A 22,032-nucleotide genomic window follows, 5' to 3' on the forward strand; every position below is an offset into this window, starting at 1 on the left:
GGTCAGGGCTTTCGCCGTGGCCGCACCGGCTTGGCCGGATTGCCCGCATAGACCATCCAAGGTTCCATGTCGCGGAAACTGACCCCGCGTGCGCCGAGAACCGCCCCTTCACCGATATTCACCCCCGGCCCGACGAAGGCTTCCGCCGCAACCCAGCCATAAGCGCCGACATGAATGGGCGCCGCCGTCAGCGGAAAGTCGGCCTGATCGATATTATGTCCGGCCGTGCACAGATGCGCGCGCTGCGAGACGATGGCGAAAGGCGCAAGCGTCACATGGGCCACGTTGTAGCACAGCGCGCCGGGACCAAGCGATGAATGCGCGCCCATGGTCAGGTTGCCCGGCCACCAGATGCGGGCGCTGCCGCGCACGATGGCCGTCTTGTGCAGCCTCGCACCGAAGGCGCGCAGCACCGCGCCGCGCCAGCGCCACAGGAAGGACGGTGTCCATGCGGCGAGCAGCAGCCAGCTTGCCTGCCAGCACAGGCGCTGGACGCGATGCCCGAGAGTGAAGGTCGCCCCGCCCTCAAGCGGACGCGAGGCATTCATTCTGCCCCTGATGCCTTCTCCGAGTGCATTGTGGTTCGACGTTACGGTCATGATGACCATCCTTCCTGAAGCTTGCCGCTATGCGATGCCGGAAGCGGCAAGTGAATCGATCGATTGCGGATCACGCAGAACGAAAGAACGGGAATGAGGAACAATGACATGTGAATCCAGACCGGCACGACCCAATCCGTGTGGTGGGAAATGGAATGCATGGCCGGGACGATGGAAAGCATGTAAACCAGCTGCCCCAGCATCTCGCCTGCCATCGCGGTTTCCCAGAGCCTGCGCATCGCCCAGGCGAGCACCAGGAATTTCAGCGCGCCGAAATACCAGAATGACGAAAATGCGTCGACCAGTCCGGTCTCGGTGGTGCCGGTCAGCGGATTGTAATCGCGGCTGGGTTCGGGGACGTTGAGATAGAGCGCTTCCTTGACGTCGCCGCCGACGAGCTGCGCCGGAACGAATGTGAAGATGATCCGGTTCCAGTGATATTTGCCGTAGTCGAATTCCAGCCGCCGGTCGATTTCATCGATGCGCTGCACGGCATTGCGCATTTCGGGGCCGCCGCGCTCAAGGGTGCTGCGGAAATTGGCGGCATAGTCGATTTCGAGAATCTCATCGAGAACGAAACTCGCATCCGTGCGGGTGACCTGACGATAATCGCCCATGCTGGTCATTAGGAAAGTGCCGGCGAGGATGCCGATCGCCATGACGGTGCGAGGCACGACGATCCGCCGGTAGAACCAGAAGGCGAGAAGGAACATGAGGACGAGCTGAATTGTCTCTGCCCGTTTTCCCGTCACCAGAATCCGGTCCAGATAGAAAACCAGATCGAACAGGATGATCGCCAGCGCCGACCATGAGGGACGCCGCGCAAAACACAGGACGGCGATGGCAAGACCATAGGGCATGAGCTGCGCGAAGAAGAGATAGACAACCGGCATTCCGGTCATCTGCATGCCGATGGAGACATCTCCGGGAAGGCGGCTCAGGAGAAAATAGAAGACGGCGCCGAAAGCCGACAGCCCTGCTGCGGCCCAGATCAGCCGCCGCTCGCTGAAACTCATGCGGAGAAACCGGATCGGCTTTTTCGTCATCCGCCACCCGATCACAAGCATTGCGAAGGACAGGATGCCCATGATCATCGTCTTGGCATAAGCGCCGGAAGGCAGGAACTGGTCATAGACGAGGGCAGGGAGCTGCGGCAGCAGGAAACCGAACGTCATCACCCCGGCAAGGAAGGGAAACTGATACATGCGCTCCGGCCGGGAGAAGAGGCCGCCAGCCAGGAGGTAGAGGACGAAGCCGACAAAGATCCATGTGAGCGACAGGTTCATTGCGTGACCCCCGCCGCAGCGCATGTGTCTGAAAAATCGGGCGCGGGTTCGCCCGCGGAAAGATCGTGCGGGAAAATGCGGCCCGAAACCAGATACCAGCCAAGCTTCACATATTCCTTGGCGACGAGTTCCATGTCTGCGGGCGTTGCCGGAAAGCCGGGGCGTCCGTCATCGCCGCCGATGGGTGACGAGATGAAGCGCATCTGCGGGCAGGCGGCGCGAAAGCTCGCTATGGCCCGGCGCGAGTGATACCAGTTGGTCACGACCAGTGCGCTTCTGGCCCGGATTTCGCGCAGGACGGGAGCGGAAAATTGCGCATTCTGCCAGGTGCTGCCCGACTGGCATTCGACGAAGATCGCCGACGGGTTCACGCCGTTGCGCACCATGATCCGCTTGTTATAGAGGCAGTCGCCATCGCCGGTAACGAGGATCACCGGCGAGCGACCTTCCTTCCACAGGCGGGCGGCCTGCGCCGCGCGGGGCGGGCCGTCTCCTCCCGGTACGACGATGACATCCGCCCTGCCGCCATCGTCCTGCAAGGTCAGGACCGGTTGCGAGAAGAACATTGCGGCAATCCCGAACAGGATGGCGCAGGGCAGAACGACGAGAAGCATCATACCATACGCCGTTCTGGTGCTTCGGTTTCCAGCGGTTGCCTCGCCGGAGCGTTTTCCGCGAGGGTGGCCAACCGGCGCTGGCGCTGCTCTTCCATCTTGACCACGATCATGAACTCGTAGGCCGAAAGCAGGCGGCAATAGAGATAGCCGGGCTTGCCGTCCAGAAAGCCGCCGCGCAGCAGGTACATGTAGAGAAAGCGCAGGCCCGGCCTGAACGGCATGTGATAGGAAAGCGATTTCAGCGCCCGCCGCCGCCGCTCCGGCACTGCCGAAAGAATGCCGCCCCAGTCGATCTTGCGTTCGAGCTGGCGCGAGGCGGACAGATCAGCCTCGGCGGAAGAATAGCGGTTATGCTTGTCGTACCAGGCTTCGAGGCCCTTGTTGAAGCTGTAATGGATGAAATGGGCCTGCAAGGCACCTTCCGGCCCGCCGCTGGCGCGCGAATGCACCGAACGTTCGAACCGCACGCGGTCCGGCCTCACCAGCCGTGTGATCCAGGTGGGGTAGAGGCTGGCATGACGAATCCAGCGCCCCATGAACATGTTCTTGTAACGCGCCTTGAAGAACACCTCCGGCCGGTCGGGGTCGGCGGCGATTGCCAGCATTTCGTCACGCAGGTCCGGCGGGGTGATCTCGTCCGCATCAGGCGTATAGACCCAGTCATGCTTGAATTTGATTTCCGTCAGGCCATACATGCGCTGGCGGTCCTCGGTGTCGTAGGCGCGCTGGAAGACGCGGGCGCCTGCTGCCCTGGCGATTTCGACCGTGCGGTCGCTGCTGAAGGAATCGAGCACGACGATATCGTCGCACCAGTCCAGCGATGCCAGGCAGGCTGGCAGGTTGGCCTCTTCGTTCAGCGTCATGATGAGTACGGAAACATTCATGAAGTTGCCCCGGGATAAGTGATTTTCGGTTTGGTGGCCGGATTGGCCTCGGCCATTGAGGCGGCGACGGCCTGACGCGGACCTCTGGTCATGTGCAGTACGAAAAGCGTGTGTGTCGCAGCGGGGATCGCCAGCGCCAGAAGCATCGGCCAGACAGGCATGTCGAAACGTACGGCGACATAGGCGACGGCACCGGCGATGAGGTTGAGCCCCATGATGGCGACGGCTGTTTGCCCGCAGGAAAGTCCTGCATCCATCAGCAGATGATGCAGATGCTGCCGGTCTGGCGAGAAGGGGCTCCGGCGCGCCGACATGCGGCGCACGATCAGGCTCAGCGTATCGATGACCGGCACGATGACGATCCAGATCAGGACGGGAAAGGGGACGGCGGCTGTTCGGCTTGCGAGGATGAGGATAAATCCGGCAAGGGCTGCGCCCAGAAAGGTGCTGCCGCCATCGCCGAGGAAAAGGCTTGCCTTTGCGCGCCAGCGGTGCCGCATGTTGAAGACCAGAAAGCCGAGACAGGCGGCGGCAATGGCGAGAGCCTGCAGGCCGAGGCGATGCTCGCCCACGCCGAAGCCGATGACGGCCAGCCAGAAGAAGGCGGCGGCGCTTGCCGATCCCGCCAGTCCATCAACACCATCGCTCATATTGACCGCGTTGACGAGGCCGACAATGAAAGCAAGCGCGATGAAGAGGAAAAGCGGTCCCGTAAGAAGCTGGATCAGCAAGTCTGTGGGGCGCGCTGCGGGCGTTGCCATCCCGTCCGGGGCAAGGCCCAGATAGATCTGCCAGACCCCGGCCATGCCCAGCATCAGGAAGGCTGCCAGCAGCTGAATTGCAAGGCGTGGCGCTACGGGCAGATTGAAGCGGTCATCGAGAACGCCCGTAACGAGGATCAGCACCAGCCCCGGCAGCAGGGTCACGGCGTTGGCTTGACCGGAAACGCCGAGCGCCAGCAGCGCGGCAACGGAAAACGACAGAAAAATGGCGATGCCTCCGCAAAGCGGGACATTTCCATCATGCGTCTTGCGGGCATCCGGGACGTCGATGAGATACCATTCGCGTGCCAGCCCGCGAAAGCCGAGGCAAAAGGCCACGGAAAGGACAAAGGCCAGAAGCGGGATCCAGGAAAGACTCGCCATGTCTCCTCCAAGGCGTGTGCAAAAGGGCGCGTGCAAAAGATAGAACTCGGCAAATTTTTACGCATTGCGACCCGGGTCCACGACTTGGCTTTAGAGCGTGCCGCATACTCCTTTCAGGTCGGGTGCTAACACCAAGGGCGACATTTCGTGCCTGTCGCAAAAGACTATTCTGGGCGGAACCGGGAAGATTGCGCCTGCGGGCGCTGCTGCCGGATTGCAATGAATGGGGGACGAAAAGGTGATACGAAAACCGCCGGCCGCGCCGGGGAATACCACTTGTTGGAGCGCATCATGAATGGCGGTCGCAGAGGCTTTCTCATGGCGGCGCTGGAGCAGTATGCGGGGCTGCTCTTCAACTTCGTGACGGTTGCTGTGGTATCGCGCTTTCTGGGGCCTGCGGAAACCGGAATGGGTGTGATTGGCCTCAGCCTTACGGCAATCGTGTTTTCACTGCGTGAATTCGCCAGTCCGGAGTTCCTGATCAAGATCGACAAGGTGCGCGATCAGGACATCCGGACTTCGCTTACGTTCCTGATGAGCGTGACGGTCCTGCTGTCCGCCGCTCTCTATCTCTCGCTGGGCTACTTCGCCGAAACCTATAATGATCCGCAACTGAAGCTTTTTCTCAGCATCACGATTGTGGCCGCGCTGGTCGAAAGCCTGTCCTTGCCGATCGTTGCGCTGTTGAGGCGCGAAATGGCCTTTGGAAGACTGGCCCGCATTCGTACCGCAGGCTCCGGGCTCGGCGCACTTGTAACCATTGCCATGGCCTTCTGCGGGTTCGGGCATATGTGTTTTGCCTTCGGCCTGCTGGCAAGCGCGCTGATGACGACGGGGCTGGCGGTTGCGATCCATCCTTTGGGCACCTTGCTGCGCCCATCGCTGGCCAGTTTCGATACGGCCTGGCGGTTCGGAATCTTTCTTGGCGGCAATGCCGGGCTGAACAAGATCTGCATGACGCTTCCGCAGCTCCTCCTCGGGCGCTTCATGCCGATATCGGCGGTCGGAATCTACAATCGTGCCGACACGCTGAGCGGCCTGCCGGATCGCATCATCCTTTCCGCCGTTTTCACGGTTGCGTTTCCGATGCTTTCGGCACAGGTCCGTGAAGGAGCCGATATCAGCCAATCCTATGTACGGGCCTTGTCCTATATCACCGTCGTCTACTGGCCCGCGCAGGCATTGCTTGCGCTCCTTGCCTATCCGGCGGTGCATATCGTTCTCGGTCCCGGCTGGTCCGAAGCGGCGCCCATCGTCGCGATCCTCAGCCTGGCCTGCCTTTTCTGGTTTCCGTCCATCCTGACCTATCCACTGCTGATGGCATTGGGCCAGAACCGCGAGGCATTCCTGTCCAACCTGATTTCGCGGCTGGTGGCAGTCACCGTCATCGGCACCGCCGCTTTCTACGGGCTGCTTGCCGTCGCCCTCGGCCAGTTCATCAGCCTGCCGATCCAGATGGTGATAGCCATCGTGTTCGTGCGCAGGCATGTGGCCTTTTCCTATGCGGTGCTTGGCCGGGCCTTGCTGAGAAGCGGGCTCGTTACCCTGATCACGCTCGCCATACCGCTTGCAATGGTGGCGGCGAACGGCTTTTCGCTCGAAATTCACTGGTCCCGCGGTGTTGTGATGGGCCTCATCGCGGCATTCAGCTGGCTTGGCGCGCTGTTCGTGGTGCGGCATCCCTTCATCATCGAGGTTGAACCGATACTGGGCTGGCTTGCCGGTAAGATCCGGACGCGGAGCGTGCATCCGCCAGCTTCCAGGCTTGCGGAATAGGGCGGCGGGTCATGGGCGAAAACAGACTGCCGGCGATCGACGTTGTCATCCCCAATTTCAACTATGGCCGCTATCTTTCCCTCTGCGCCAACAGCGTTCTGGGGCAGACAGGCGTCAATGTCCGCCTGCTCATTATCGACAATGCCTCGACCGACAACAGCGTCGAGGTGGCAAAGGGCCTTGCTGCCGGGGACAGCCGCGTGGAATTGCTTCTGCGCCGGAAGAATCTGGGGCCGCATGCTTCGTTCAACGAAGGTATAGACTGGGCCGCATCGGACTATTTCCTGATCTTGTGTTCGGATGACCTGCTGGCAGGCGGCGCGCTGGAAAGGGCGGCAGGTTTGCTTTCGCAACAGGCGGATGTTCATCTGGCGCACGGTGCGACCGGAAGGATGAAGGCCGATGACGGCGAGCCACCTCTGGCCGTTGCAGACACCGTGCCGGATGATTGGCGAATACGGTCCGGGGAGGAATTTATTGAATTTGCATGCCGGTATGCGATTAACCCGGTGATCGGTCCGACGGCGGTGGTACGGACCGCGATCCAGAAACAGGTTGGATATTATCGCACGTCGCTGTCCCATACGGACGATCTGGAGATGTGGCTGCGCATCGCCATGCGTGGATGCGTTGCATCGACGAACCGGATACAGGCTTTCGCGCGCTCGCACCCGCAGAACCAGTCGGCGGCGGTGAATGGCATCCTGAACTGGAATCGGGAATTCGAGGCCGGTTTCCGGTCGTTTTTCGAGCACGAAGGCGCCAGCCTGCCGCAACGGGACCGGTTGTTCGCGATGGCGCGGGATTGCCTGACCAAGCGCGCCTACTGGTCTGCGATCTCCAGTCTGGCGCGGCAGCCGAAAGTGGCGGGTTCGCTAATGGCGTTCGCGCTGAAGCGGGAGCCCTTACTGGCAGTCATTCCCCCGTTCGACTACCTGTTGAAACGATCCGCCTGGCGAAACGGACGCGGTGCATGATTGGGCCGCGCAATCAGCCTTCTGCGGTGCCGGATCGAGAAAAAGGGCGCGAAGGATTTCTTCCTGTCCTGCCAGCCCGCTTCGATAGCGCTCCACGCCCGCCTCGACTTGTCTGGTCAATGCCGTTCGCTCCGCAAAGGCAAAATCGATCTGGGAGAGGATGGTTTCGGGGTCGAAACTATCGATCCGGTGGCAGAATGCCGAAAGCCCGGTATCGTACAGCAAGGCATCGTTCTTGCTCGCATAGGCCAGTGAAATTGCCGGACGCCCCATGGCAAGGGCCGAGACGATATTGTGGTAGCGGCTGGCGACCACGATGTCGGTCCTTGCGATCTGCTGCATGAGGTCGTGCAGGGATGCGGAGGGTTCAAATATAACCTTGCCCGCTTCCGCCGGGCCAAGCTGCTCCAGTATATCGCGCGCCGCCTCCATATCGCCCTTGTCGCCGATCAGCAGCCGGACCTGCCGTCCGTCACCAAGAAGTCTTCTTGCAAGTGTGGTCATTTTGGCGAGGTAGTCGGCGTAAACGGCATCCCCGTCACTGCTCTTCTTCTTCCACCCGCGATAGGACATTACACCGATGCCGACACATTGATCCCTTACGTCCTGTCGTCCATCGGGAGCCGTCGGCAGCGCGAAGGCGATATCCGCGCTGACGAAATCGCCGGAAGGAGCGACGCCGAGCTGCTTCATGAAGTCGTGCGAAACCTGATCCCGGTAGGAGCGGAAAGCTGCAAGCGTCGAGGCCCAGCGAACGAAGCGCCGGCTCAATGGATGACTGACGGGCCCGGCGCCGATCGACACAAAAATCATGCGCGTGCCGGTGAGCCTCGCTGCGAGGGACCACCGCAGCACCGCGAAAGGCCAGCCGAACGGGTTCTCGTTGAAGTCGTCCAGAATGCCCGTTCCCGGTACGACGATGAGGTCGAGCTGGGAAGCGAGCAGCAGCGCGCAGCAGAAGCCGACCGCTCTGCGGGGAACATGCAGCATGGCCTTGTTGACGGCGCGCAGCAGCCAGTTGGACGGGTAGGGCTGGGAGACCGGACGGGCCGTAAGATCGAACTTCTGCGCAACGATGTCGGGTCTGGAACAGATACAGACAAGTTGTGCGCCGGGGCAATTGCGTTTCAAGAGCTGCAACATGGCCTCCAGCGAACCGTCATTGCCGGTATTGCCGGAACCAAACTGCCCGAAAAGTCCAATTCTCATGCGCGTGTCTCCCGCTACAGCTAGAAGCTAATGCCGGACGCGCTGTCGGGAAAACTGGCAGAAGGGTGAACACCATCCTCTATTGTAGGAGGGCATGTACCCCTCATAGCCGAAATGCGCAGCGTTGCGATTTCGATACACTGGCCTGCGGTATATCCATTGCCCCCCGATATACCGGAGTAAGGCTTCGAGGGAGTTGTTCCCTCGAAGTCTTGTCTCCCTTGCAAGGTGGGCAACAAGGTTCTGGCCATGAAATGTGCTTACTTTGTCCGTCCTCACATCGGCGGGACCTATTCGGTCTTCACGCGGCTGCGTTCGTCGCTCGGCCAGTCCGGGATCGAGCTTCGCTGGCTTGCGGCGGGCGCTGCTGGCGATACGGTCAACGTGCCAAGCGGGCAGGGGCTTGAGGATGCGCTGCGCAAGGGCGATGCGATCGACCGCATGGGGCTGCTGGACGAAGAAACCCGCGCCCGGCACATGATCGGCTTTCTGCGCGACAATCGCTTCGACGCCGTTTTCGTCAATGTTCTCGCGAACCGTTTTGAAACCAATCTGGTGCGCTATCTGCCTGCCGATATCCTGCGCGTCATGATCGTGCACAACATCACGCCCGGCACCTATGCGGCGGCAAGGGCGATCCGCGATCATGTCCATGCGACGGTTGGCGTTTCAAAACGCTGCCGCGACGACCTCGTCCGCCAGCACGGTTTCGATGCCGCCCGCACACTGGTCATCCCGCACGGTTTGAACCGGGATATTCATCTGGCGCGCAATGTGACGAAGCAGGACGAAAGCGGGCCGCTGCGCCTGCTTTATCTCGGGCGCATCGAGGACAACTCCAAGGGCATTTTCTGGCTGCCGAACATATTGCGCGAGCTCGACTGCCCCTATCACCTGACAGTCGCCGGTGACGGCCCCGATCTGGCCGAACTGCGCCGCCGTCTGGCGCCGTTTGGCGATCACGTCAGCTTTACCGGCTGGGTTGCACCTTCCGATGTACCGTGGCGGGTGAGCCAGCATGACGTGCTGGTCATGCCCTCGCGCTTCGAGGGGTTCGGCCTGACGCTCATCGAGGCGATGAGCCAGGGTTGCCCTGCGGTTGTATCGAGGATCGCAGGCGTGACCGATACCATCGTCACCGATGGCGAGGACGGGCTCTTGTTCCGCGTCGGCGATTTTCGCCAGGCTGCACGCCACATCGAACGGCTTGCCCGCGACCGGAAACTGCTTGCGGGCATGGCCGCCGCCGCCCGGCAGAAGGTGGAAACGGTGTTCGACAATGATGTTGTCGGGCGCGCCTATGCGGGCCTGCTCGAACATCTGGCGGCGGAACGCCCTGCCATCGCCCCGCCGCTGGCGCTTTCGCAATGGGCGATGCCGAACGCGCTTCATTCCAGCCTGCGCAGCCGCCTGCCGAAGCCCGTGAAGAACTGGCTGCGCCAGATGCGCGAGCGCCTGCATGCGGGATGGTCGGCAGCATGACCCGTGAATAGAAAGGAGAAGGGGCATGAACCTTTTCACACCGCAGTTCCGCAATTCGCAATTGCTCGCCAGCAAGGCGCATGCGCTTATTCCCGGCGGCTGTCACACCTATGCCAAGGGCGACGACCAGTATCCGGTTCTGGCGCCCGGCTTCATCCAGCGCGGCTCCGGCTCGCATGTCTTCGATGTCGATGGGCATGAATATATCGAATACGGCATGGGCAATCGCGCCGTCGGGCTCGGCCACGCCTATCCGCCCGTCGTGCGCGCGGTGCGCGACGCCTTGCAGGATGGATGCAACTTCACGCGCCCGAGCGCTATCGAGGTCGAATGCGCGGAGAGCTTTCTCGAGCTGATCGACAGCGCGGACATGGTGAAATTCTGCAAGGACGGGTCCGATGCGACTTCAGGCGCGGTGCGGCTGGCGCGCGCCTATACCGGGCGCGACATGGTTGCCTGCTGCGCCGATCATCCATTCTTCTCGACCGATGACTGGTTTATCGGAACCACGAAAATGAATGCGGGCATTCCCGCATCGGTCTCGGCCCTGACGGCGACGTTCCGTTACAACGACATTGCAAGCGTGCAGGCCGTGTTCGACGATTATCCGGGGCGGATCGCCGCCATCATTCTGGAACCGGCCAAGGCCGATGAGCCGCAGGACAATTTCCTGCGTGAAGCAAGGCGCATCGCCCATGAAAACGGGGCCCTGTTCATTCTGGACGAGATGATTACCGGCTTTCGCTGGCATCTGCGCGGGGCGCAGAAGCTTTACGATGTCGAACCCGATCTTTCCTGTTTCGGCAAGGCGCTGGGCAACGGGTTTGCCATTTCGGCGCTCGCGGGCAAGGCGGAATATATGCAGCTTGGCGGTCTGATCCAGACGGATCACCCCCGTGTGTTCCTGCTTTCCACCACCCATGGCGCGGAAACCCATGCAATGGCGGCGGCGATTGCCACGATGACGATCTATCGCGACGAACCGGTGATTGAAAGGCTCTATGAGCAGGGTTCCAAACTGGCGGAGGGGGTGAATGCGGCTATTGCCGCCCATGGACTTCAGAAGCATGTCCGCCTCTTCGGGCGGCCTTGCTGCCTTGCCTATGGAACGCTCGATGAAGCGGGGCAGCCGTCGCAGGCTTTCCGCACGCTGTTCCTTCAGGAGACGATCCGGCGCGGCGTGCTGATGCCGTCGCTGGTCGTCAGCTACACCCACAGCGACACCGACATTGCGCGCACGGTGGATGCAATCGACGGTGCGCTCGGCATTTATGTTCGCGCGCTCAATGACGGGGTGGGTTCCTATCTGACCGGGCGTCCCTCGCAGGTGGTCTATCGCCGCTTCAACGAAGCGCCGACTTATCCGCCCGCGATGCGATGAAGCGCCTCGCGGCGGTTCTGATCGCAACGATCCTGCTGTCGATGGGGGCAGGGTCGTCGCATGCGGCTGGCCAGTTTCCGATCAGGGTCGCTGAGGACGGACGCATTTTCGAGGATGCGACGGGCAAGCCCTTCCTGTTGCAGGGCGATACGGCATGGTCGCTGATCGCCGAATTGAAACGGGAAGACGTCGAAATCTATCTTCAGGATCGCAGGAAGCGCGGCTTCAACGCCATTCTGGTCAATCTTCTCGAACACCGGTTTTCCAGCCATCCGCCTGCCAATGCCTATGGAGAGAAGCCCTTCGAGGGCGATGCGTTCGGTGAGCTCAATCCGAGATATTTCGACCATGCCGCCTGGGTGATCGGGCGGGCGGAGCAACTGGGAATGGCTGTCTTTCTGGCGCCAGCCTATCTGGGCGTCAACGGCAACAGTCAGGGCTGGTTTTCCAAGGTTCAGGCTGCCGGACCGGCGAAAATGCGTGGCTATGGCGAAGCGATTGCCCGGCGATTTGCCGGATTTCACAATGTCGTCTGGGTTCTGGGCGGTGATTTCAATGCGCCGGATCGCCAGCTCGTCTCTGATCTGGCCGATGGCATAGCGCTGGTTTCCCCCAATGCGCTCCAGACCGTACATTCCGGTCGCAACACCGATACGGCGGAACTCTGGGCCGACCAGCCATGGCTGAGCCTCGATACGGTTTATACCTATGACGATGTTCATGCGGCGATTTCTGCCCGGCGGCAAGCGGGCAGGATGCCCGTCATCCTGCTGGAAGGCGCCTATGAGTTCGAGCGAGAAACCACGGCGCGCATGATCCGCCGCAATGCCTATGGCGCGCTGCTGGCCGGTGCCGCCGGACAGTTCTTCGGCAATAACCCGATCTGGCATTTCACCGGACCCGGTATCTTCAACGCTGACCGCAGCTGGCAGGAAGCGCTCGGCAGCCCCGGCGCGCGATCGATGACCGTGATGAAGAAACTGTTCGACAGGCTGCCATGGCCGCAATTGCGACCGGATCGTGAAAAGCGCGTCGCATTGAAGCCGGAAAGCTACGCCTCGTCCCTGCCTGATGGCACGCTGTCGGTCATCTATGGCGACGCCGACGGCTTTGCGGTGGCAGAGCAGGCGGTCGGGCAAGCGAACTGGCAAGTGGTCGGGCAAGGCAGGAAGGCAATCTGGTTCGATCCGGTTTCCGGCATGTTCGCGGATGCGGGCCCGCCGAAGATCGAGGGAAACCTTGCGACCTATATGCCCGCGCAGGCAAAAAACGCGGGCGGCGGAACCGACTGGCTTTTGCTGATCGGCAGCGCCGAGCGCCTGCGCTGCATCCGAAAGGAGTAGGCGATACGCCCTTTTCCTCCTTTCATAAACGCTTGTCCTAACCGGACATGCCTTCGGTCAAGTCGTCGCTCCCGCCCTCCATCGCTAACATGCATTTATCAAAGCTTGAGGAGTCGGACATGAAGGTACTGGTTACGGGCAATCAGGGCTATATCGGGTCGGTCATGGTGCCGGTCCTGATAAATGCGGGGCATGAAGTGTCCGGCTATGACATTGGCCTTTACGAACATTGCCATTTTGAAGAAGGCGGCGCGGTGATGAATGTGCCGACCATTCGCAAGGACGTGCGCGATGTGTCGCCGCGCGATCTTGAGGGTTTCGATGCGGTCATTCATCTTGCAGCACTTTCCAACGATCCGCTCGGCAATCTCAATGAGGAACTGACCTACGACATCAATCACCGGGCGAGCGTTGCCATGGCCAAAGCTGCCAAGCGCGCCGGTGTGGGGCGTTTTCTGTTTGCCTCATCCTGCAGCAATTACGGCATCAGCGATGCCGACCTGATTGATGAAACCGGCGACCTGAAGCCGGTAACGGCCTATGGCCGGTCCAAGGTGCGGGCGGAACAGGAAATCCGGGAACTCGCCGATGCAAGCTTCTGCCCGGTCTATCTGCGGCCCGCGACCGCCTACGGCGTTTCGCCCTTCCTGCGCTTCGATATCGTGCTCAACAATCTGGTGGCATGGGCGGTGACGAAGGGACTGATCTATCTCAAGTCCGACGGCACGCCCTGGCGTCCCATCGTCCATATTCGCGATATTTCCCGCGCCTTCATGGCGGCGATGGAAGCCCCGCGCGAGAAGGTCTGGAATGAAGCTTTCAATGTCGGCTCGACCGAGCACAATTACCGCATCCGCGATATTGCGGGGATCGTTGCCGAGAATGTCCCCGATTGCCGCATCGAATATGCGGATGATGCGGGGCCGGATACGCGCTCCTATCGCGTCAGTTTTGAAAAGCTGGCGCGGGTGCTGCCGGAAGCCAAGCCGGAATGGGATGCCGTTGCCGGCACGCGTGAACTGCTTGCCGCCTATAGCCGCTCGACCCTGACGCTTGAGGAGTTCGAGGGGCCACGGTTCCAGCGCATCGCCCATATCCGCAAGCTGATAGCCGAAGGCGTGCTGGATGCCGATCTGCGGCGTGTCGAAGAACAGTCGCAACCTCTGCGGGCCACGGCATGATGGATACAGGGGCAGGCAGAAGCACCGAATGGGCCGTTCCACCGCCAACGGACGGAACAGCTATATACGAACTTGCTGCCCGCCTTTATCCGCTTTGCCGCAGTCTGGCGGGCGACGGCGTGCGCGAGACGCTCGCCATCATCGGCGAACATCTGCCGCTGACGGTCCATCAGGTGCCGAGCGGCACGCCCCTTTACGACTGGAAAGCGCCGCAGGAATGGATCATTCGTGAGGCCTATATCGCGGATATGAACGGCAATCGCATCGTCGATTTCGCCCGGCACAATCTGCATGTGGTGAATTTCAGCGTGGGCGTGCGGGCGCGCATGCCACTCGGTGCGCTGAAGGCGCATATTCATACGCTGCCCGACCAGCCGGACCTCATTCCCTACCGCACCTGTTATCATGCGGAGGGGTGGGGTTTCTGCATGGCGCATCGTGAATTTCTGGCGATGCAGGATGGCGATTATGACGTTGTGATCGACGCGGAGCGGCGCGACGGCTTTCTGACCTTCGGCGAGTTCATTCACCGGGGAGAAACCGACGAGACCTTCATCCTGTCGGCCCATCTCTGCCACCCATCGCTCGCCAATGACAATTGTTCAGGGCTGGCGCTGCTGGCCCATCTCGGCGAAGTGCTGCAATCAAGGCGCACGCGCCTGACCTATCGCCTGCTTTTCGGTCCGGCGACTTTCGGCGCGCTTGCATGGCTTCAACAGAACGAGGCGCATCTGGGATTGGTGCGGCATGGGCTGGTCCTGTCCTGCGTCGGCGATGCGGGCAGGCCGAACTACAAGCGCAGCCGTCGCGGCGATGCCGAGATCGATCGGATCATGGGCCATGTGCTTGCCGGCCGCGCCGATGCGGTGCTCCATGATTTCTGGCCCTATGGATATGACGAGCGCCAGTTCTGTTCGCCGGGATTCAACCTGCCGGTCGGCATGTTCCAGCGCAGCCTTTATGGCACTTTTCCCGAATACCACACATCGGCCGACAATCTCGATTTCATCAAACCCCAATATCTCGATCAATCTTTCAATGCGGTCATGCAGGCCATTGAAATCGCTGAACGAAACTGGCGTCCAGTAAACCTTTCTCCAAAGGGAGAACCGCAGCTTGGAAGGCGCGGGCTCTATGGAAGCGCGGGCGGCGACAGCCGCTCGGCACAAAACGCAATGGCGCTGTTATGGGTGCTCAATCTGGCGGATGGCGAGCATTCCATCCTCGATATGGCAGAGCGGGCGAAATTGCCCTTCGCAACCCTTGCCGATGCGGCTGACCGGCTCCGCGATGCGGGCTTGCTGGCGGCGACCTAAAGAAGCGGCCACGCCAGATCCTTGTCGGAAATGACGCTTGGTCTGTTCGGCCAGGGAATGCCCAATGCGGGATCATCATAACGCAAACCTGTTGCATAATCAGGCGCATAGGGCTTCGAGATCATGTATCGCACGAGCACATCAGGCGTCAGGGTCTGGAAACCGTGCGCGCAGCCTTCCGGGATATAGAGCTGCACGCCGTTTTCGGCTGAAAGCTCCACGCCGGTCCAGCGCCGATAAGTTGGCGAATGCGGACGCAGATCGACAAGAACGTCCCAGATCACGCCTTGCAGGCAGGTGACAAGTTTCGTCTCCGAGTGCGGCTCGCTCTGGTAATGAAGGCCGCGCAATGTTCCTTTCTCGCGGGAAAAGGAGAGGCTGTGCTGCGGAAAATGCGTTTCCATCTGCCGCTCGGCGAAGGCGCCTTCGCAAAAGACGCGTGCGAACCAGCCGCGCTCGTCCTTAAGCCTTTCAGGCTCGATGGACCAGGCGCCGTCAATATTGAGCGAAGTGAAACGCATGTCGTGCCCCGATTTGTGCAAGCGTCATTCTGCCAGCGGGTTTTTCGGGCGATAGGACCTTCTTCGACGCATCCGGCAGGCTTGCGGATGAGCCGACCTTGTCCGAAAGAGGTACGCGCCTACGCCCCCCTCGCCATTGGGCGAAGATCGGGTATCTACGCTTCATAGTCCATCCGGTGAATGTTGCGCCCGATCGTATGTACGGCTCGCCCCTGATGACAGTCTCGGCAATTTTTAGACCGCTTAGTAGTTTTGGCTATCCGACGCGGATCGGAATTCAACCCTACAGAAGACCCGGCCATATAGGTTTAAAAGGCGAGGAATGACGTATGACCATCCAGACGCCGGATATTTCGCGGAGCACGAGCATGGCGCAAGAGCAGACCGGCTGTCGGCTATGCGGTAAACTACTCAAGCATAGCTTTGTCGACCTCGGTATGTCGCCGCCTTGCGAAAGCTTCATTACCGCGGATCGCCTCGACCGTATGGAGCCATACTACCCGCTCTATGCGCTCGTCTGCGACCATTGCTATCTGGTGCAGCTGAAGGAGTATTTCTCGCCTGGCGAGATATTCACCGAATATGCCTATTTCTCATCCTTCGCCACAAGCTGGGTCAGCCATGCGAAGACCTATTGCGACGAGATCACCGAGCGGCTGGGGCTGAATGAAAACAGCTTCGTGGTCGAGATCGCCAGCAATGACGGCTATCTGCTGCAGCATTTTCTGCCGAAGGGTATTCCGATCCTTGGCATCGAACCGGCGGCCAATGTGGCCGAAACGGCAATCGCCAAGGGCGTGCCGACGCGCGTGGATTTCTTCGGCTCGACGCTTGCCGCCGAACTGGTCGGCGCAGGACGCAAGGCCGACCTCCTGATCGGTAACAATGTTCTGGCGCAAGTGCCTGATCTCAATGACTTTGTCCGTGGCCTGCAACTGCTGTTGAAGCCGGAAGGCGTCATTACGCTGGAGTTTCCGCATCTCGCCAACCTGATCGAGCAGAACCAGTTCGACACCATCTATCACGAGCATTTCTCGTATTTCTCGCTGCTGACGATCCGCTTCATGGCGCATCGCCATCACCTCAAGGTCATCGACGTGGAGGAACTGCCGACCCATGGCGGGTCGCTGCGGGTGTATCTTGCGCATAACAGCAGCAAGCGGAAGGCGGGACCGCGTGTCGCGGCACTGCTGAAGCGCGAAGAGAGTTTCGGCCTCAACGAGATTTCGACCTATGAGCAGTTCGCCGAAAAGACCCGGCGTACCAAGCGCGATCTCCTGTCCTTCCTGATCGCCGCCAAGAATGCGGGCAAGCGCATCTGCGGCTATGGGGCGCCCGGCAAGGGCAATACGCTGTTGAACTATTGCGGCATCGGCACGGATTTCCTGGATTTCACGGTGGATCGCAACCCGTACAAGCATGGCCGTTTCACGCCGGGCATGCACATCCCGATCTATGATGTATCGGCAATCGACAAGTACCGGCCCGATTACATCCTCATCCTGCCGTGGAACTTCAAGGATGAGATCATCCGACAGATGCAGCACGTGGTCGAATGGGGGGCCAAGTTCATCATTCCCATTCCGCACGTCACGTTGATTGACCCGGCACTACTCACTGAGGAGCGGTAATCATGAAAGTCGTTCTGTTCTGCGGCGGTCTTGGAACCAGAATCCGCGAATATTCGGAGAATATACCGAAGCCGATGATCCCGCTCGGCCATCAGCCGATCCTGCATCACGTCATGGAATATTACAGCGATTACGGGCACAACGAATTCGTTCTGTGCCTCGGCTACAAGGCCAATGTCGTGAAGGATTTCTTCCTGACCATCCGCCCGCAGACCTTTGCGGACTGTGTGGTTTCCGATGGCGGGCGCAATGTGCAACTGCTTGAGGAAGTTGATCGCGACTGGAGTGTCACGCTGCTCGATACCGGCATATGGCGCAATATCGGCGAAAGACTGTGGAGCGCCCGGTCGCATGTGGCGAACGAGGACATGTTCCTCGCCAATTACAGCGATGGTCTCAGCGATGTGGACCTCGACGACATGACGGAACGCTTCCGTGCAAGCGGCAAGATCGCCTGTTTTCTCGCCGTCCGTCCGCCGCTGACCTATCACCTCGCCGATATTGCCGAAGGCGGCGACGTGCGTGCTTTCCGGACGTCGAACACTTCGGACATCTGGATCAATGGCGGCTACTTCCTCTTCCGCAAGGAAATCTTCGACTATATGCGCGAGGGTGAGGAACTGGTGCTGGAGCCGTTTGGCCGCCTGATCGCCGAAAACCAGCTGATGGCCTATAAGTATGAGGGCTTCTGGCGCTCCATGGATACGCTGCGCGACTGGCAGACGCTTGAGGATATGGTGGAGAAGGGCGACATGCCCTGGAAGCGGCACAAGGCCGAAGAGGCCAGGCGCCGCGCCACCAATGTCGCGATAGCGCTATGATCGACCTGCGTTCGCTCGCAAATCACAGCCGTCCGCTGCAATTGCTTTGTCTGGGCGCGCATTCGGACGATATCGAGATCGGCTGCGGCGGCACGCTTCTCAGCCTGATCGAGAGCGGCGCGCCGCTGCATGTGGAATGGTGCGTGCTTTCGGGAAATGAGGAAAGGCGGGCGGAGGCGGAAGCTTCAGCCCGCGATTTTCTGCGTGGGATAGACAGTTTCAATATTCATCTCGCCTCTTTCGAGGATAGCTACTTTCCCGCGCAGGGCCGCGAAATCAAGCAATGGCTGATCGAACAGCGCGGGCGAAGGGTGCCGGACATGGTGTTCACCCACCGCCACGGCGACGCTCATCAGGATCACCGGACGGTCAATGAACTGACATGGAACCTGTTTCGGGATCAGGTGATCCTCGAATATGAAATTCCGAAATGGGATGGCGATCTGGGTCAGCCCAACGCCTATTCGGCGCTACCGGCCGCAATCATGGATCGCAAGATCGAACTGTTGATGAAGCACTTCGGCACCCAGCGCTCCAAGGATTGGTTCGACTCCGAAACATTTCGCGGTCTGGCGCGGCTGCGCGGCATGGAATGCCGTGCGCCCGAAACTTATGCCGAGGCTTTCCATGCCAGAAAGCTGCGGTTGTTCTAGTTTGCAATCGGCTCCGCATTGGTGTCGACACGGACGACCACCGACATGCCGGGCGCCAGACGTGCCGCATCCGGCTGATCTTCGTCGATGGCGATGCGAACGGAAAGGCGTTGCGTGATCTTGGTGAAGTTGCCGGTGGCGTTATCGGATTTGATCACGCTGAACTCAGAACCGGCGGCAGGAGCGAAGGCTTCGATACGTCCGGTCAGCTTCGCATGGCGCAGCGCATCGACGGTGAACGTGACCGGCTGGCCGACCTTCATGCCGTAGAGCTGTGTTTCCTTGAAATTGGCCATCACCCATTTGGACTTCGGCACGACGGAGACGAGCTGCGTTCCCGCTGTCACATATTGACCGAGACGCACGCCCACTTCGCCGAGCGTGCCGTCACGCGGGGCGATGATGTGAGTGTTCTGAAGGTCGATCCGCGCCAGCTCGACAGTTGCTTCCGCATTGGCGATATCGGCATTGAGGCTGTCGCGATTGACGATGATGGATTGCAGGTCCTGTTGCGCGACGGCCAGTGCGGCCTCCGCTTCCTCCACTGCGGCCTGTGCCTGAAGCAGACTGCCATGCGCCGTATCGGCGGAGCTTTGTGTGGTCACGCCGCGCGGCAGCAAGGCCTCGACGCGCTTTGCATTGGCTTCGGCAACCTCAAGTGCTGCCTTGGCGCCGGAAATCTGCGCCTGCCGCGACTGGATCGTCGCTTCGGCCGAGCGCTGGCTCTGTTCCGAATTGGCAAGCGCTGCCTTCTTGCTGTTGAGCGCGGCCAGCGCCTGATCCAGCTTCTGCTGATAGCTGCGGCTGTCGATCTCGAAAAGGAGGTCGCCCTGCTTCACGGACTGATAGTCGTTCACATTGACCTTGGTGACGTAACCGGCGACCTGCGGGCTGATAACGGTCACCTGACCTCGGACATAGGCATTGTCGGTCGTCTCGACGCTGTGCTTGAACGGCGGCAACTGCCACGCCCACAGTACCATCAGGACACCTGCAAGGCCGATGATGAGGGCGAGACCGCCGCGAATATACTGTTTTCCAACTAACATCTTCATTACTCGTCGATTTAACCAGCCATCGTCGCACTATGGCGGCGGGCCTGCATTTTTTCATAGAGGCGATAGGCGATCAGGCATGCGAGCGAGAGGAGCGCAATGACGGAGATCGCGAGAAAGGCATCGTTATAGGACAGCACCGTCGCTTCCTTGGTGACCTGTTGCCCGAGAAGCGCCAGCCCTTCGGCCCTGGTCAGTCCCTGATCGGCCAGAACCTTCGCATAGGTGCCGGATAGCGCCTGAACGCGCTGGGCAACTATGGGATTGGACATGACCAGTTGCTCCACCAGATAGGCGGAATGGTATTTCTCCCGGATCGTGATGAACGTGCTGAACACGGCAGAACCGATAAGCCCGCCGATATTCTGCGTGAAAAGGAAGATGACGATGAAACTCGTCATATAGGTCGGTCCCTGTTTGAGAGCCTTGGTAATGCCCGCAAGCATGGCCGGAGGCAGGAACAGGGCGCCGCCGAAGGCGATCAGGCCCTGGCTGAGATAGGCGTTGTGCGGGCGGGTAAGGTTGGTCGCATGGCTGTCCAGAAAGGCGCCGACCGCGATGAAAACCAATGCCAGCCCGAAGATGAACGATACACGTTCCAGCTTCATCCACATGCCGCAGGCAATGCCGCCCGCCAGCGAAGCGACGAGAATGACGAGATAAAGTCCGCGGCTCTGGCCGTCCTGCAGGCCGAATGCCTGAAAGAGGCCAACCGCGCCCGTCGTCTGCTCGGCAAGCACGATGCGGAAGATGAAGAGGATCAGCGTGAAGCGCAGGATTTCGGGCGAGAACAGCCAGTGCAGGTTCATCAGCGGCTGCTCGCGGTTGAGCTCGAGCGCGGCGGCGCAGGCCAGCGCCGCTATCGAGATCGCAAGGCATATGCCGATCCATGGCGCTTCAAACCACCAGTAGTTCTTTCCCTGAACCAGAACCACCGCGAGAAGGCCGAAGCCGATGGCAATCAGCCCATAGGCGACGAAATCCAGCCAGTGCAGCACCTTGGCGCGCGGCGCCTGTGTCATCGGCAGAATATAGACCACGGCGAAGGCGGCGAGCGACAGGCCGATCTCAACCATATAGAGCTGCTGCCATTGCCCGATGTCGAACAGCAACGGCGAGATGACGCGCGCCAGCGGGCCCGCCGCAGCCGAACAGGTGAGCGCGAGGCTGAGGCCCCACGTCATCTTCTTGGGCGGAGGAAAGGCTTCGAGCATATAGAGAAAGCCGATCGTCGAAACCGGTGCCGCAGCCGCACCCGCGATGAAGCGGATCGGGATCGCCGACCAGATGTCGTAGACAAGCAAATGCAACAGCGAGGACACCAGAAAGACGGCGATGGCGATTTCCGCGAAGCGGCGCAGTCCGAACTGGGTGCGGATCTTTACGAGAAGGATCGTCAGGCTGGCATAGGGAGCCATATAGGCCGCGATCAGCCATGAAGTTTCCGTCAGTGTTGCGCCGAGTGACCCCTGTATCTGCTGCGTATTGGCGGAGATGAAATACATGCTGAGACCGCGCGTCGACCACATGAGGACAGATGCGGCGATATAGATGGCCGACATGTAAACCGGCATATGCGGAGCGGGCGGTGCCGCAGCCGGTTGCGCTGCCGGGGGTGTCTGGTCTGATTGATTGGCTTTGTTTTCTTCCGACATGGTTCTAGCGGTCTTTATCCGCGAGCGTCGTCTCTACCGTCTGGCTGATTTCCTGAAGCACCGATAACGCGGCTTCCAGCGTGGGCCTGTCGATGCGCTGCAAAAGCTCCGACCGGATGCTGCGGGTGATTTCCTGCAACTCGCGCACCTGTGCCTGCGCTTCGTCGGTCAGTTCGATACGTTTCGCGCGGCGGTCGCCTTCGACTGCGGCACGATAGATCAATCCCTGCTTTTCAAGGCCATCCAGAAGGCGCACCACCGATGGGTGCTCGATTTCCAGCGCATCCGCCAGTTCTCGCTGGTTCCAGTCGCGCTCCTGGGCCAGAAGCAGGAGCACGCGGGCGCGCGCCAGCGTCAGCCCGCGTTCGCGAACACGGGAATCGAACAGGTTGCGCATTTTGCGCGCGGCCGTGGACAGCTCCATCGTGAAGGCCGCTTCGAGATCGAGTTTTGATTGAGACATTGTATAGCTATCTATTATATGTGTAGCTATACATAAT

The 22,032-nt window shown here is 60.4% G+C and carries 20 protein-coding genes; 10 read left to right on the top strand and 10 right to left on the bottom strand.

Annotated elements, in window-relative coordinates:
* Window positions 1–2: 2 nt before the first annotated feature.
* Genes OINT_RS14635 through OINT_RS14655 form a run of 5 tightly spaced genes read right to left on the bottom strand, consistent with a single transcriptional unit; the run spans window position 3 to window position 4,531 of the window.
* On the bottom strand, window positions 3–599 hold the full coding sequence (locus OINT_RS14635; protein ID WP_006470352.1) for a putative colanic acid biosynthesis acetyltransferase: 597 nt from the start codon (window positions 597–599) through the stop codon (window positions 3–5).
* A complete protein-coding gene (locus OINT_RS14640; protein WP_006470351.1) occupies window positions 596–1,885 on the bottom strand; it encodes a hypothetical protein in 1,290 nt (429 codons plus the stop codon). Before OINT_RS14640 ends, OINT_RS14635 begins: the two co-directional genes overlap by 4 nt.
* Window positions 1,882–2,499 carry a YdcF family protein gene (locus OINT_RS14645; RefSeq protein ID WP_404990498.1) on the bottom strand — a complete coding sequence of 206 codons (618 nt, stop codon included), beginning with the start codon at window positions 2,497–2,499 and terminating at the stop codon, window positions 1,882–1,884. The genes OINT_RS14640 and OINT_RS14645 overlap by 4 nt, the downstream gene beginning before the upstream one ends.
* Window positions 2,499–3,386: a glycosyltransferase family 2 protein gene (locus OINT_RS14650; RefSeq protein ID WP_006468639.1), complete on the bottom strand. Its 888-nt coding sequence runs from the start codon at window positions 3,384–3,386 to the stop codon at window positions 2,499–2,501. Before OINT_RS14650 ends, OINT_RS14645 begins: the two co-directional genes overlap by 1 nt.
* Window positions 3,383–4,531 (bottom strand): MraY family glycosyltransferase, encoded by a 1,149-nt coding sequence (locus OINT_RS14655; RefSeq protein ID WP_006470350.1) that lies wholly within the window; start codon window positions 4,529–4,531, stop codon window positions 3,383–3,385. The genes OINT_RS14650 and OINT_RS14655 overlap by 4 nt, the downstream gene beginning before the upstream one ends.
* A 291-nt stretch (window positions 4,532–4,822) precedes the next feature.
* On the opposite strand from OINT_RS14655, the gene OINT_RS14660 reads away from it, so the two are divergent.
* Together OINT_RS14660 and OINT_RS14665 are read left to right on the top strand one after the other, a co-directional pair.
* The gene (locus tag OINT_RS14660) at window positions 4,823–6,307 is read left to right on the top strand and encodes an oligosaccharide flippase family protein (protein WP_036564568.1); all 1,485 of its coding nucleotides are present in this window, start codon (window positions 4,823–4,825) and stop codon (window positions 6,305–6,307) included.
* Window positions 6,308–6,318: 11 nt separating this feature from the next.
* Window positions 6,319–7,284 carry a glycosyltransferase gene (locus OINT_RS14665; RefSeq protein WP_039853220.1) on the top strand — a complete coding sequence of 322 codons (966 nt, stop codon included), beginning with the start codon at window positions 6,319–6,321 and terminating at the stop codon, window positions 7,282–7,284.
* On the opposite strand, the gene OINT_RS14670 is transcribed toward OINT_RS14665, so the two are convergent.
* Window positions 7,213–8,493 carry a polysaccharide pyruvyl transferase family protein gene (locus tag OINT_RS14670; RefSeq protein WP_006468643.1) on the bottom strand — a complete coding sequence of 427 codons (1,281 nt, stop codon included), beginning with the start codon at window positions 8,491–8,493 and terminating at the stop codon, window positions 7,213–7,215. The genes OINT_RS14665 and OINT_RS14670 overlap by 72 nt on opposite strands.
* A 249-nt stretch (window positions 8,494–8,742) precedes the next feature.
* On the opposite strand from OINT_RS14670, the gene OINT_RS14675 reads away from it, so the two are divergent.
* The 5 genes from OINT_RS14675 to OINT_RS14695 all read left to right on the top strand — a co-directional run bounded on the left by OINT_RS14675 (window position 8,743) and on the right by OINT_RS14695 (window position 15,196).
* On the top strand, window positions 8,743–9,975 hold the full coding sequence (locus tag OINT_RS14675; RefSeq protein ID WP_036564565.1) for a glycosyltransferase family 4 protein: 1,233 nt from the start codon (window positions 8,743–8,745) through the stop codon (window positions 9,973–9,975).
* A 25-nt stretch (window positions 9,976–10,000) separates the two neighbouring features.
* Window positions 10,001–11,356 carry a glutamate-1-semialdehyde 2,1-aminomutase gene (locus tag OINT_RS14680; RefSeq protein WP_006468645.1) on the top strand — a complete coding sequence of 452 codons (1,356 nt, stop codon included), beginning with the start codon at window positions 10,001–10,003 and terminating at the stop codon, window positions 11,354–11,356.
* On the top strand, window positions 11,353–12,699 hold the full coding sequence (locus OINT_RS14685) for an apiosidase-like domain-containing protein (RefSeq protein ID WP_006468646.1): 1,347 nt from the start codon (window positions 11,353–11,355) through the stop codon (window positions 12,697–12,699). Before OINT_RS14680 ends, OINT_RS14685 begins: the two co-directional genes overlap by 4 nt.
* A 119-nt stretch (window positions 12,700–12,818) precedes the next feature.
* Window positions 12,819–13,880, top strand: coding sequence for an NAD-dependent epimerase/dehydratase family protein (locus OINT_RS14690; RefSeq protein WP_006470347.1), 1,062 nt, complete (start codon window positions 12,819–12,821; stop codon window positions 13,878–13,880).
* Entirely contained in the window at window positions 13,877–15,196 is a 1,320-nt protein-coding gene (locus OINT_RS14695; protein ID WP_006468648.1) for a DUF4910 domain-containing protein, read from the top strand. Before OINT_RS14690 ends, OINT_RS14695 begins: the two co-directional genes overlap by 4 nt.
* Here the strand turns inward: OINT_RS14695 and rfbC are convergent.
* Window positions 15,193–15,717, bottom strand: coding sequence for a dTDP-4-dehydrorhamnose 3,5-epimerase (gene rfbC, locus OINT_RS14700; RefSeq protein ID WP_006470345.1), 525 nt, complete (start codon window positions 15,715–15,717; stop codon window positions 15,193–15,195). The genes OINT_RS14695 and rfbC overlap by 4 nt on opposite strands.
* 329 nt (window positions 15,718–16,046) lie before the next feature.
* Here rfbC and OINT_RS14705 point away from each other — a divergent pair, with 329 nt between their 5' ends.
* Genes OINT_RS14705 through OINT_RS14715 form a run of 3 tightly spaced genes read left to right on the top strand, consistent with a single transcriptional unit; the run spans window position 16,047 to window position 18,822 of the window.
* Window positions 16,047–17,348, top strand: a complete 1,302-nt coding sequence (locus OINT_RS14705) for a class I SAM-dependent methyltransferase (RefSeq protein WP_006468650.1) — start codon at window positions 16,047–16,049, stop codon at window positions 17,346–17,348.
* A gap of 2 nt (window positions 17,349–17,350) precedes the next feature.
* Complete coding sequence (locus tag OINT_RS14710) at window positions 17,351–18,169, top strand: sugar phosphate nucleotidyltransferase (RefSeq protein WP_006468651.1); 819 nt, start codon at window positions 17,351–17,353, stop codon at window positions 18,167–18,169.
* Entirely contained in the window at window positions 18,166–18,822 is a 657-nt protein-coding gene (locus OINT_RS14715) for a PIG-L deacetylase family protein (RefSeq protein ID WP_006468652.1), read from the top strand. The genes OINT_RS14710 and OINT_RS14715 overlap by 4 nt, the downstream gene beginning before the upstream one ends.
* Here the strand turns inward: OINT_RS14715 and OINT_RS14720 are convergent.
* Genes OINT_RS14720 through OINT_RS14730 form a run of 3 tightly spaced genes read right to left on the bottom strand, consistent with a single transcriptional unit; the run spans window position 18,819 to window position 21,995 of the window.
* Entirely contained in the window at window positions 18,819–19,871 is a 1,053-nt protein-coding gene (locus OINT_RS14720) for an HlyD family secretion protein (RefSeq protein WP_006470344.1), read from the bottom strand. The genes OINT_RS14715 and OINT_RS14720 overlap by 4 nt on opposite strands.
* Window positions 19,872–19,888: 17 nt before the next feature.
* On the bottom strand, window positions 19,889–21,532 hold the full coding sequence (locus OINT_RS14725) for an MFS transporter (RefSeq protein ID WP_006468654.1): 1,644 nt from the start codon (window positions 21,530–21,532) through the stop codon (window positions 19,889–19,891).
* 4 nt (window positions 21,533–21,536) lie between these two features.
* The gene (locus tag OINT_RS14730) at window positions 21,537–21,995 is read right to left on the bottom strand and encodes a MarR family winged helix-turn-helix transcriptional regulator (protein WP_006468655.1); all 459 of its coding nucleotides are present in this window, start codon (window positions 21,993–21,995) and stop codon (window positions 21,537–21,539) included.
* Window positions 21,996–22,032 lie beyond the last annotated feature (37 nt).

The organism is Brucella intermedia LMG 3301 (genome assembly GCF_000182645.1).
Taxonomy (GTDB): Bacteria; Pseudomonadota; Alphaproteobacteria; order Rhizobiales; family Rhizobiaceae; genus Brucella; species Brucella intermedia.

Excerpts from the sequence above, each read along its gene's own strand:
- OINT_RS14705 (WP_006468650.1), top strand. The coding sequence starts at position 16,047 with ATGACCATCCAGACGCCGGATATTTCGCGGAGCACGAGCATGGCGCAA.
- OINT_RS14715 (WP_006468652.1), top strand. The coding sequence starts at position 18,166 with ATGATCGACCTGCGTTCGCTCGCAAATCACAGCCGTCCGCTGCAATTG.
- OINT_RS14730 (WP_006468655.1), bottom strand. The coding sequence starts at position 21,995 with ATGTCTCAATCAAAACTCGATCTCGAAGCGGCCTTCACGATGGAGCTG.
- OINT_RS14680 (WP_006468645.1), top strand. The coding sequence starts at position 10,001 with ATGAACCTTTTCACACCGCAGTTCCGCAATTCGCAATTGCTCGCCAGC.
- OINT_RS14670 (WP_006468643.1), bottom strand. The coding sequence starts at position 8,493 with ATGAGAATTGGACTTTTCGGGCAGTTTGGTTCCGGCAATACCGGCAAT.
- OINT_RS14660 (WP_036564568.1), top strand. The coding sequence starts at position 4,823 with ATGAATGGCGGTCGCAGAGGCTTTCTCATGGCGGCGCTGGAGCAGTAT.
- OINT_RS14695 (WP_006468648.1), top strand. The coding sequence starts at position 13,877 with ATGATGGATACAGGGGCAGGCAGAAGCACCGAATGGGCCGTTCCACCG.
- OINT_RS14665 (WP_039853220.1), top strand. The coding sequence starts at position 6,319 with ATGGGCGAAAACAGACTGCCGGCGATCGACGTTGTCATCCCCAATTTC.
- OINT_RS14640 (WP_006470351.1), bottom strand. The coding sequence starts at position 1,885 with ATGAACCTGTCGCTCACATGGATCTTTGTCGGCTTCGTCCTCTACCTC.
- OINT_RS14655 (WP_006470350.1), bottom strand. The coding sequence starts at position 4,531 with ATGGCGAGTCTTTCCTGGATCCCGCTTCTGGCCTTTGTCCTTTCCGTG.
- rfbC (WP_006470345.1), bottom strand. The coding sequence starts at position 15,717 with ATGCGTTTCACTTCGCTCAATATTGACGGCGCCTGGTCCATCGAGCCT.
- OINT_RS14690 (WP_006470347.1), top strand. The coding sequence starts at position 12,819 with ATGAAGGTACTGGTTACGGGCAATCAGGGCTATATCGGGTCGGTCATG.
- OINT_RS14635 (WP_006470352.1), bottom strand. The coding sequence starts at position 599 with ATGACCGTAACGTCGAACCACAATGCACTCGGAGAAGGCATCAGGGGC.
- OINT_RS14720 (WP_006470344.1), bottom strand. The coding sequence starts at position 19,871 with ATGTTAGTTGGAAAACAGTATATTCGCGGCGGTCTCGCCCTCATCATC.
- OINT_RS14645 (WP_404990498.1), bottom strand. The coding sequence starts at position 2,499 with ATGCTTCTCGTCGTTCTGCCCTGCGCCATCCTGTTCGGGATTGCCGCA.
- OINT_RS14685 (WP_006468646.1), top strand. The coding sequence starts at position 11,353 with ATGAAGCGCCTCGCGGCGGTTCTGATCGCAACGATCCTGCTGTCGATG.
- OINT_RS14650 (WP_006468639.1), bottom strand. The coding sequence starts at position 3,386 with ATGAATGTTTCCGTACTCATCATGACGCTGAACGAAGAGGCCAACCTG.
- OINT_RS14675 (WP_036564565.1), top strand. The coding sequence starts at position 8,743 with ATGAAATGTGCTTACTTTGTCCGTCCTCACATCGGCGGGACCTATTCG.
- OINT_RS14710 (WP_006468651.1), top strand. The coding sequence starts at position 17,351 with ATGAAAGTCGTTCTGTTCTGCGGCGGTCTTGGAACCAGAATCCGCGAA.
- OINT_RS14725 (WP_006468654.1), bottom strand. The coding sequence starts at position 21,532 with ATGTCGGAAGAAAACAAAGCCAATCAATCAGACCAGACACCCCCGGCA.